Annotated in this window: 10 protein-coding genes; 9 read left to right on the top strand and 1 reads right to left on the bottom strand. The window is 60.8% G+C overall.

Going from position 1 to position 10,343, the window contains the following annotated elements:
• The 7 genes from VAE54_RS12520 to VAE54_RS14685 all read left to right on the top strand — a co-directional run.
• The coding region (locus VAE54_RS12520) for a hypothetical protein (RefSeq protein WP_322802309.1) at positions 1-1,058 on the top strand (1,058 nt) is incomplete at its 5' end.
• A gap of 92 nt (positions 1,059-1,150) precedes the next feature.
• Complete coding sequence (locus VAE54_RS12515) at positions 1,151-1,783, top strand: hypothetical protein (protein WP_322802308.1); 633 nt, start codon at positions 1,151-1,153, stop codon at positions 1,781-1,783.
• 2 nt (positions 1,784-1,785) lie between these two features.
• Positions 1,786-2,964 carry a DegT/DnrJ/EryC1/StrS family aminotransferase gene (locus VAE54_RS12510; protein WP_322802307.1) on the top strand — a complete coding sequence of 393 codons (1,179 nt, stop codon included), beginning with the start codon at positions 1,786-1,788 and terminating at the stop codon, positions 2,962-2,964.
• Complete coding sequence (locus VAE54_RS12505; RefSeq protein WP_322802306.1) at positions 2,961-3,716, top strand: class I SAM-dependent methyltransferase; 756 nt, start codon at positions 2,961-2,963, stop codon at positions 3,714-3,716. The genes VAE54_RS12510 and VAE54_RS12505 overlap by 4 nt, the downstream gene beginning before the upstream one ends.
• Positions 3,713-4,555: a class I SAM-dependent methyltransferase gene (locus tag VAE54_RS12500; RefSeq protein WP_322802305.1), complete on the top strand. Its 843-nt coding sequence runs from the start codon at positions 3,713-3,715 to the stop codon at positions 4,553-4,555. Before VAE54_RS12505 ends, VAE54_RS12500 begins: the two co-directional genes overlap by 4 nt.
• Positions 4,438-5,721 carry a glycosyltransferase gene (locus tag VAE54_RS12495; RefSeq protein WP_322802310.1) on the top strand — a complete coding sequence of 428 codons (1,284 nt, stop codon included), beginning with the start codon at positions 4,438-4,440 and terminating at the stop codon, positions 5,719-5,721. Before VAE54_RS12500 ends, VAE54_RS12495 begins: the two co-directional genes overlap by 118 nt.
• Complete coding sequence (locus VAE54_RS14685) at positions 5,687-6,574, top strand: class I SAM-dependent methyltransferase (protein ID WP_416223808.1); 888 nt, start codon at positions 5,687-5,689, stop codon at positions 6,572-6,574. Before VAE54_RS12495 ends, VAE54_RS14685 begins: the two co-directional genes overlap by 35 nt.
• Here the strand turns inward: VAE54_RS14685 and VAE54_RS12490 are convergent.
• A complete protein-coding gene (locus tag VAE54_RS12490) occupies positions 6,465-7,406 on the bottom strand; it encodes a glycosyltransferase family 2 protein (protein ID WP_322802304.1) in 942 nt (313 codons plus the stop codon). The two genes, VAE54_RS14685 and VAE54_RS12490, sit on opposite strands and share 110 nt — an antisense overlap.
• A gap of 251 nt (positions 7,407-7,657) precedes the next feature.
• On the opposite strand from VAE54_RS12490, the gene VAE54_RS12485 reads away from it, so the two are divergent.
• Both VAE54_RS12485 and VAE54_RS12480 read left to right on the top strand, forming a co-directional pair.
• On the top strand, positions 7,658-9,511 hold the full coding sequence (locus VAE54_RS12485; RefSeq protein WP_322802303.1) for a glycosyltransferase family 39 protein: 1,854 nt from the start codon (positions 7,658-7,660) through the stop codon (positions 9,509-9,511).
• Positions 9,512-9,676: 165 nt separating this feature from the next.
• Complete coding sequence (locus tag VAE54_RS12480) at positions 9,677-10,288, top strand: histidine phosphatase family protein (RefSeq protein ID WP_322802302.1); 612 nt, start codon at positions 9,677-9,679, stop codon at positions 10,286-10,288.
• The last annotated feature ends 55 nt before the right edge of the window (positions 10,289-10,343 follow it).

Genomic DNA, 10,343 nt, shown 5'->3' with positions numbered 1-10,343 from the left:
CGGTCTCTGCGATCGCCACAGTAGCGAACAATCTCTCTGGATCTCAGTATGTATCAGATGCCTACGTGGGAATCGGAGAGCCCTCTACTGTGGTTTTTGCGCCGATTGTGATGGCCAAGTTCGGTCCTTGGAACACCCGCATGGCGATCCAGAACGCGGGTACGTCGCCAGCGAATGTGGAGATCCGGTTCATCAGCGGGGGCACCGTGGTGGTTACCCAGACCATTCCGAATCTTCCTGTAGGAGCTTCTGCACTGGTAGATCAATACGATCTTCCTATAGCCGATTTCAATGGATCAGCGATTATCTCGGCGACGCAGCCCGTGGCGGTCACGGTGGATGAATATCGGATAACGGGGGGAATGTTAGTCTCCTACTCGGCTTTGCCGCTTAGTAAGGCCAGCACCACGTTGTACATGCCGGGTTATATCAACGCCTATGGACCATGGACTACCGACTTTACGATGATCAACACGGCATCAAGCCCGGCTTCTGTTCAAATTCAGTTCACAAACAACCAGACATTGAATTGCTCCATTCCAGCCAATGGCAGTCTCTATCTGAATCCTGCCGCGAATGTCTATGGAGGATGCACCGGGGGGCCGCTGGCCAGCAATTTCTATGGAGCAGCAACGGTGAGCTCCACGCAACCCCTGGTCATTGCTTATAATATCGCGAACACGCTGGGGCCGGGCGATCGGGCCATCGGTTACACCGCCTTCGCTCCATCCGACGTAGGCGAGAAGATGGCCGTGCCCTTGATCGAAAATCAATACAGCGGAGGAAAATGGACTACAACCTTCTCCGTTCAGGTGATTGACGGGGGGACAGCTAATCTGACTCTTAACTACTCGGGCAATCTGGGCACCTACATCCGGAATGTCACGGTGAACAACGCCCAAACCTTCAATCAGCTCTCTGATGGACATATTCCACCCGGTTTCCTCGGTAGCGTCACCATTTCATCGGACAAGCCGATCGCGGTGATCGGCGATCAGAACAGCTTGATCCTATCTGGGGATGTGGCTGCAGGGTTCCCGGGAGTCAAATCCCCCTAGCTCCTCTTGATTCGATCACCATGCTAGGATTAAAATGCCGGGGTGCAACCACGGTCGCACCCCGGCATTTTTGATGTTGAAGAGGAGAAGCTATGGCTGCCGTTCGCATGCTTTGCTGGCTAGGGGTTATGAGCCTTATCGGGAGCTGCGCGCTCTTCCGTCCGTTTCCCTTTGGTTCTCCTTCCATTTCTTCCATGGGCCGGCCCTCCCCGATTTTATTCGAATCGCCCGTTGAGCCCATGGCCATGCCCGCCACGTTTTCCCCGCCTTATCCTGCCAACTTGAATTTGGAGTCGTCGATGCTTCGGCCCGAGGATTTCCCGTTCATGCGAACTCTCTATGTTCTCCGCACTGAAATCCGTGAGCCGACCTCCCATGGTCTTGAGTTGCGTTATCCAGTGGAGGAAGATCGTTATCATCCGTTCATAAAGGGTTTCGTGGTGGAGCTACGGCTGTTTCAGGACATCCACTTGGCCTGGGAGGCCTATGCCCGGCGCTTGTCTTCATCAGAAGACTCATTTCGTTTGATCCAGACGGCAGCCGACGAGGCGCGCTGGAGGATCCGCCCCTCCGAGGAATCGAGAAGCGGAAAGATCTGGTCCCATGAAGTTGTTTTCTGGAAGGGGAACTTGGTAGGCTATCTGCTTGTGAAATGGTCCGATCCTTTGACAGAGGATTTCATGCGGGAGCGGGTGAATCGGATCTTTGAGCGCCTGGGGAGGTAGCGATGGCTCCTGTCATCTCGCCGCGTGGCCGCTATCTGGTTTTCGGAGCGCCTCGATTACCCGAGGAAGCCATTGAGGCAGTGGTGGAGGTCCTCCGCTCGGGCTGGCTGGGAACAGGCCCGCGGGTGGCGGCCTTTGAGGAAGCCTTCGCTCGATATATCGGCGCCCCCTTCGCTGTGGCTGTGAGCTCATGCACGGCTGCTCTCCACCTCGCCCTGCGACTGATCGGGGTCGGCCCTGGGGATGAGGTGATCACCTCCCCCATGACTTTTGCGGCCACTGCCAATGTGATCGTCCATGCAGGAGCGCGCCCTGTTTTTGCCGATGTGGATCCGCGGACGGGAAATCTAGATCCAGAGGCCACCCGGGATGTGCTCACGTCTCGCACCCGCGCAATTATCGTCGTGCACTATGCCGGGCGCCCATGTGAGATGGATGCATTCATCGACCTTGCCCGGCGCTATGGGGTTTTTCTCGTCGAGGATGCCGCTCATGCGCTGGAAGCGTTCTATAAAGGCCGCAAGGTGGGGACGCTGGGGGATCTGGCTGCCTTCAGCTTCTATCCGACCAAGAGCCTGACGACCGGAGAGGGTGGGATGCTCATCACTAGGTCGGAGGCATGGGCAGAGCGAGCACGCCTTCTGCGCATGCACGGTTTGAGTCGGGATGCCTGGCGTCGTTACAGCGAGGAGCAATTTCCAGATTACGAGGTGCTGGAGGCAGGGTACAAATACAATATGACCGATATCCAAGCAGCGCTGGGCCTCGCTCAACTACCCTATCTCGAGCATTGGCGGCAACGCCGCGAGCTTTTATGGCAGCTTTATAACGAGGGGCTTAGGGATCTGGCCGGGATACAGCTCCCGCCGGAGGATGCGCATATTGTCCACGCTCGTCACCTGTATACTATTCGAGTGGATCCCCAGGAGGCGCCCTTTTGTCGAGACGAGCTCAGCCGCATGCTGCATCAAGCGGGCATCGGCACGGGGATCCACTACAAGGCTCTGCATCTGCACCGGTTCTATCAGCAAGCCTTTGGCTATCGGCCGGGGATGTTCCCCCACGCAGAGCGCATCTCTGAGGAGACCCTTTCATTGCCCTTGACAGCTCACATGGATGAATCCGATGTTCTCTATGTGGTCGAAACTATACGTCAGCTGTGGCGGAGGGGAAGGGCATGAGGTTCTTCCGCCGCTGGTGGGGCTTGTGGGATCTGGCAAGGCGGCGGCTCCGTAGTGAGGAGGATTATCGCCTCTTTCAACGCTATCAGGGGCGCTGGGTGTTGGAAGGCCTCGCTCGCCATGGATGTGTGCTGGCAGGAAGGCGGGTATTAGATTTGGGTTGTGGAATCGGAGGATATACCCTCGCCCTGGAAGAGGCCGGTGCCCATGGGGTGGCTCTGGATCTTTGGATCCGGCCGGGCTTTCCGGCACAGTCCTTCTTTCCGATTCAGGGGAATGCCCTTCGTCTCCCTTTCGCGGAGGCGACTTTCGATGGCATCCTATGTGCCAGCTTGATCGAACATGTGAAGGACCCCCTGGCCTTGCTTCGAGAGATCCGACGTGTGACGCGGCCGGGAGGCTGGGTTTACCTCAGTTTTCCTCCATTTTATAGTCCGTTAGGTGGGCATCAGTTCTCCCCCTTTCATTACTTGGGAGAGCGTGTGGCGCTTGCTATGGCCCGATGGCGAAGATGGTGGGGGGATGGGGAATGGATCCCTTCGCAGTATCCGATTTATCCCCTCTCCTTCGCTCAGGCTTTCGGATCCTACGGGCTATATCCTGTGACAATTCGGAAGGCTCGCAGATGGATTCTCCAGGAAGGGTTTCAAATCGTCTATCAGGGTGTCCGCTTCCTGCCGCTGAATGTTTCAAAGATACCGATCCTGGGAGAGGTGCTCACCTGGCATGTGGAGTTCGTGATCCGTCCATGAGCCGTCCCTATGAGAGGCTGCTGGATTTCTGGCGTCGCCACGATGCCCAGCTGGGAGGCCTGGGCGGAGGGCATTCGGAGGATCTGAGTCTCATTCATGATCTTTACCGAGGGATGCCGGCTGCTTTCAATCGCTTCTTCGATTTTTGGCAGCGGCGAGCGGTCCAGGCGCTTCTCCGGCTCTCTCCGCCACGCCCCGGACAGCAAGCCTTGGATCTGGGTTGCGGGACGGGAAGGTGGTCTCGTTTGTTCCAACGCTACGGGGTGCAAACGGTGGGCGTCGATGTGGGCATCCACGCGTTGCGCTGGGCCCGCATCCTCTCCCCGGCAGGGCAATGGGCGGTCATGGCTCTTCCAGCTCTCGGATTTCGTAGCCGATCGTTCGATTGGGCGATCTCCGTGACTGTTCTTCAGCATCTTCCCTATGAAGTTCAGGAATATGCTCTGCAGGAAATTCGGCGTCTGCTGCGCCCTGGAGGATGCATGATCATCATAGAGCTATGCCAGCAATGCGAGGAGGGCTTCTATCTGTTCCCACGATCCCGGGAAAGCTGGGAAGAGCTGTTCATGCGAACGGGGTTGCGGGTTCTCCGGCGTCGGGCCACCGAACGGCTTCCTTGGATCCCAATTCTGCGCCGCTGGGGCGCGTGGAGGAAAACGAGGACTTCGGAGAGCACACTGGTGGAGGCGGCGGCCGATTGGTTTCGGCACAGTCGATGGCCATGGATCGGTCTCTATCTGTTCTTAAGCGTAGCTTATCCCCTGGAATGGCTTGCGGAGATAATGAAGTGGGACCATCATGCCCGTTATATGGGCTGGCTGCTCAGGAGGGAAGGTTGAAACGGATCCTTCTGATCACCTCATCTTATCCCTTGAGCCCTGAAGAGACGTTCAACGCAGGGGCCCTGGCGCGTGAGCTGGCCCTCGGACTCCAAAATCGAGGATGGGCCGTTTGGGTAGTCACCCCCCGAAAAGATCGACCGATTCGGGATCCCCATGTTCCGGTTCTGGAATTTCCTTGGTGGGGAAGCTACCGGGAGCTCGCTTCTCAATCTACCCATCTGCTGAATCTCATTCGCTTTGCCAGCCTGCTGTTGGTTGGCATGGTTTTTGTGGAGCGCGTGGTCTCGAGCCTGAGGGTGGATCTCAGCCTTGCCTTGTGGGCGATCCCCTCGGGCGCGCTTGCATGCTGGGCTTGGCGAAGAAAGAAAATCCCTTACGGGGTCTGGGCCCTGGGCTCCGACATCTGGGGAAGGCATCGATATCCGCTGGGAGAGCGAATCGTCCGCCGTGTTCTCAAAGATGCTTCGTTCTGTTTGGCCGATGGCTGTCGGTTGGCGGAGGAGGTGGGGCGATTAAGGGGAAAGTCTTGCGGATTCCTTCCCGCCTCCCGGCGGTTGCCGCTGGCTACTCCTCCCGCCTCCCTTCCACCTGCACGCTGTCATCTGCTATATGTGGGCCGCTTTGAGAAACAAAAGGGAATTGATCTGCTGATTGAAGCATTGCGCTCCCTGCGCCCGGAGCTGGAGGGCGTTCGAGTTCACCTCCTGGGAGATGGAACTTTGAGGCCATGGGTGGAAGAGCATCTGCGCCTCTACGCATTGAAGGACCATGTGTCGCTCTACGGCTACGCCTCGCCTCAACAGGTTGTGGCGATGATGAAAGCAGTTCATTATCTGGTGATTCCCTCACGCATCGAAAGCATCCCTTTGGTTTTCGGGGATGCCATGCAAGTGGGGTTGCCGGTTATCGCAACAGATGTTGGAGATCTTGGAATGCTCGTGCGGAGAGGACAAGTCGGCTGGGTGGTTGAGGAAGCCTCCGCAGAGGCTTTGGCCACCGGCCTGCGCGAGGTACTCAAGCGACCAGAGGAATGGGCTCGCCTCCGAGCCCGCACGGTAGCACTCCGAAGGTGGTTCCAACCCGAAACGATGCTGGAGATCATCAGCAATCTCATAGAAGGCAATTTCAATGCGGATGAAATATCAAAGGGAATACTGGTCTAAGTGGGAACGTGTTAAAGATCCTTATCTTCGACAGCGAAAAGCATGGAAGATTCAGGCCGTCTTGGAAGAGGCAGTGCCTGGGATTGCTCATTGGAATGGCTGGGCGCTGGATATCGGCTGCTCCACCGGACGGATCACTGAGCATTTCGCTCAGTTGTGGCCCGATTGGCACGTGATTGGTGTCGATATTGATGAGGATGCGTTGCACTGGGCGACGGCTCACAGACACTATGCTTATTTTTGCTTTGGAGATGCTATGCGTCTTCCTTTTCCAAACGATTCTTTTGATTTGATTATTTGCGCTCAGGTTTATGAACATGTCCCGGACTGGCGTTGTCTTCTTCAGGAAATTCACCGGGTGCTCCGGCCAGGAGGCGTGTGCTTCTTCAGTGGACCCAACCGTTGGTTCCCAATTGAAGAGCATTATGGGATTCCATTCCTTAGCTGGTTCCCACGATTCATTGCGAATCGAATTGTTCGATGGATCTCCAACGTTCCGTTTTATTACGAGAATCCGGTTTCATGGTGGACTTTACGAAAGGCTTTGCGGGATTGTGGGTTTCAAATAGAGGATTATACTTATCGTTTGCTAGAAAATCCCTCGAGATTTCGTATAGAGGGGTGGTGGACCGGTTGGATATCCAGATGTGTTCGGGGGCTTCCAAAGCGTTTTCGGCGGTCGCTAACATTATTTTTACCGAATTTCAATCTCATAATACGTAAGCCCTCTTTGCCCTTCAAGGCTACTCCTCCCGTTCCCTCAAGCGATACAGGAGTTCCTCCAGCAGCCGGCGATTGTCGCCGATGCGGTCAGCCAGGAGGCCGAACAGGAAGATCAGAAAGGCCAGGATGATCGAGAGGGTGGCGACGATCAGGGATTGCAGGTGACCTCGCAGGGCGAAACCTTCGGTGATGAAAAACCACGCCAGCCGGGCGAAGAGGATCAGGCCAACCCCCCAGAAGGGAAGGGAGAGATAGAAAAAGGCCTTCAGCGGCTCGTAGCTCGCGTAGACCCGCACAATGGTCGCCCCCTGCCGTTTGATGAAATCCCATAGGCCCTGATGGAGCCGGGAGGGCCGGGAAGTGGGACGGGCATGGATGGGAACATGGGTGACGGCCAGACGTCGCTTGCCGGCCTGGATCAGATGTTCCACGGTATACGAGAAGTCCGTCAGCACGATCAATCGCAGGGCCGCCTCCCGACTGTAGGCCCGGAAGCCGCTCGGCGCGTCCGGAACGTCCAGCCCTGAGGCCCAGCGCACGACGGCCGAGCCCAGGGCGGACAGAATGCGCTTGTGCCAGGGGAAGTGGGCCAGGCGGTTGACCTGTCGATCGCCGACGACCATGTCGGCTTCCCCTCGCAGGATGGGCGCGATCAGCGCCGGGATGTCTCCCGGATCATACTGGCCATCGGCGTCTACGTTCACAATGATGTCCGCGCCCAGACGCAGGGCGGCGTCGAACCCGGTCTGAAAGGCGGCCGCCAGCCCCCGGTTCCGCCGATGCCGTATGACGATGTCCGCTCCGGCGGAACGGGCGATCGCTCCAGTCCCGTCGGTTGAGCCGTCATCCACCACCAGGACGGTGACCCGCTCCACCCCCGGGATCTCCCGCGGGATCCCTCGGATCACCTCCCCGATGGTCTCCGCTTCGTTGTAGGCTGGGATCTGCACGACGATGTGCATGAGCCCTTCGCCCCCAGATCCTTCCGGTGTCTCCCTTCCCCCGGATGCGAGCCCCGCCGGGCCGCCCTTTTCCATAATAGCCTGAGCCGGCCACTCCGGGGAACCGGTTTGGCAGGGAAAGCCTCGATGGTTACACTTTGAGGAGCGGATCCGTCCGGATGCGTCCTCTGGAAATCGAAGGCCGCCGCCGGGCGCCGAGGGAGCTCCCCTCGCCCGGGCGCGCCGCAAGCCGCGTTCGGGATTGAACCGGAATGCCGATCGCATGGTTGGTGCTCTTGTCCGCCATCTTCCTGAATCGCCTCCACGTCCCTTCCCTCTGGTTCGACGAGGGATGGTCCTGGCATCTGGCCCGCATGCCGATCCCGGAGATGCTGCAGGCCACGGCGGCGGACCGCAGCCCCTTCCTCTATTACCTGCTTCTCCATCTCTGGATCCGGATTGCCGGGGAGAGCGAGTTCGCGCTGCGGTGGCCCTCGGTGGTGTTTGGCCTGCTGGCGGCCGCCCTGGCCGGACGGATCGCCGCGCGCGGGTGGGGACGGCCCGCGGGGATCCTGACGATGCTGGCGATGGGGCTTTCCCCGTTCTGGCTGTATTATGTCCAGGAAGCCCGGATGTATGCAATGCTGGCCACCGGGGCGCTGGCCGCCTTCGAGGGAATGGAAGCGATCCTCCGGAAGCCCACGCCGCTCCGCTTCCTGATCTGGACGCTGTTCGCCGCCGGAACGATCCTCACGCATTATTACGGGCTTTTCCCGGCGGCCGTGATGGCCATCGGGCTGGGGCTGGGGAGCGCCCGCCGCCCCGCGGCGCGCCGGCGATGGGCCGCGAGCATGCTGGGGCTCCTGTTGCTCGTCGGCCCCTGGCTGATCTTCGCCCGAGAACGGTTCGTTCGTCCCGAGGATTTCCTCCGACCCCCCGCGACCCTGTCGGGGATCCTCTCCGCCCTCGCCCACGGGTTCTGGCCGGGGGAAGGGACCTGGCTTCCCGCCGCTATCCTCGCCCTGGCCGCTCTGCTCCGCTGGAACGCCTTCGCCCGCCGGTGGGCGGCCCTCACCCTGGGCACCACGGCCCTGACCATCGCGACCCTGGTGACGGTTTTCCCCCGGTTCGCCCTGTTCCATCCCCGCTATGGGATTTTCCTGTGGGCGCTCTGGGTCATCGGGATCGGCGGCGGGGCCGCCCGGCTGGGGGAGCTCCTCGGGGCGCGGATCCCCGGGTTGCCGCGCCGGACGAGTGGATGGATCGGGGCGCTGTTCCTCCTGCCCCTGGGAGCCATGCTCCTCGTCCCATGGCGGACATGGTGGGCGGATCCGGGCCGCGGCCGCGATCCGTATCGGGAGGCGGTAGCCCACGTGGCCCGGCAGATCCGGCCGGGGGAAGCGGCCCTCGCCCTGCGGGCCAACTGGGCCGTTCTTTACTACTGGGAACGCATAGGAGTTCCCGCCCCGCTATGGATGGGCCCGGAGTCTCCGGTGTGGGACGAGGCGGCCGTTCGTGCCGCGCTGGAGGACGCCCGCCGCCGCTACGGCCCCGCGGAGGGCCCCTGGCGGCTGTGGCTCTTCGGCTGGCAGCAGGAGGTGGTAGACCCCCTGGGGCTTTTCGATGGGCTGTTGCTGGAGAACGGCTTCGAGGTCGGGGGACAGCCGTTCGGATCCCTCTGGGTGGCCTATTATGAGACGTGGCCGCCCTTCCACGGGTTCGCCTTCACGCCCTTGCGGGCGGATTTCGAGGGGAAGATCGAATTGCGGGGCGTTCACCTGCGCCCGCCGCGCTGGCCGGGGGACCTGCTCGGGGTGACGCTGGCCTGGGCGCGGGTGGGGCCGGTCCCTCGTTCTCCCCGGATGTTCGTTCATGTCCTGGATTCCGCCGGGCATCTGGTGGCCCAGCGGGACGGCCCGCTGCCGAACGATCTCGTGCCGATCTCCTCCTGGCCCCCCGATCACGCTTTCCCGGTCTTCATCCGGGTGATCCTGCCCCGGGATCTCCACGGCTTTTACCGGATCCGGGTCGGCCTCTATGATCCTGTCTCCGGGGCCCGATGGCCGGTCCGGGTGGATGGCTCCATCGGGGATGGCGTGGAGGTGGGGACCCTGGAGATTCCGTAACCCCGTTGGCCTGCGCCCCGGGGAACGAAAGGCGTGGAGGGCTCCGGAGATCGGGTATACATCGAGCATGTCGGGTAACCCGGTGTGGAATCGCCGGACGGGGACATGGAGCCTCAAGGGATGCGACAGGCAGGACAATGAAGTCGGGTGGGGAGAACCGCTGAGATGCCGGAGCGACTGTATCTGATCCGCCACGGGCGCACGGCGTGGAACGCCGAGGGACGGATCCAGGGGTGGGCGGATGTGCCCCTGGATGACGTAGGTCGGGAGCAGGCCCGCCGGCTGGCGGAGCGCCTGCGGGCCGCTCCGCCGGACCTCATCCTCTGCAGCCCGTTGTGGCGGGCCTATGAGACCGCCCGCATCCTCGCCGCCGCCTGGGGGGTCCCCATCGAGGTGGATGAGCGCTTGAAGGAGCGCAGGCAGGGCCCCTTCGAGGGACGCCCGGGGGAGGAGGTGGCCGCGTTGCAGCGGGCCTGGCGGGAGATGGCCCGGGATCCGACCGCGGCCATCGAAGGGGTGGAGCCCCGCGAGGCCTTCGCGGAGCGGGTGTGGGCGGCGATGCAGGCGGCGATGGCCCGGCCGGAGCAAACGGTGGCGGTGGTGGCCCACGGGGGGACCTTCGCCATGTTCTTCCGGTGCTGGCTGGGCTTCCCCCTGGATCGGCCTTCCCCTTTCCGCTTCGATAACGCCTCGCTGACCGAGCTGGTCGTTCAGGATGGGCGCTGGGTCGTGATCCGCCTGAACGATACATGCCATCTGGAGGATCGAGCGGGATAGCCGCGCTCAGCGGCCGACCTCCTCGCAGGTTAAAGCGTTCGGTGGCGCTTGACAG

Source organism: Thermoflexus sp., assembly GCF_034432235.1.
In the GTDB taxonomy this organism is placed as follows: Bacteria; Chloroflexota; Anaerolineae; order Thermoflexales; family Thermoflexaceae; genus Thermoflexus.
The sequence above is the reverse complement of the archived record's forward strand: the minus strand, read 5'-3'. Positions and strand labels throughout refer to the sequence as shown.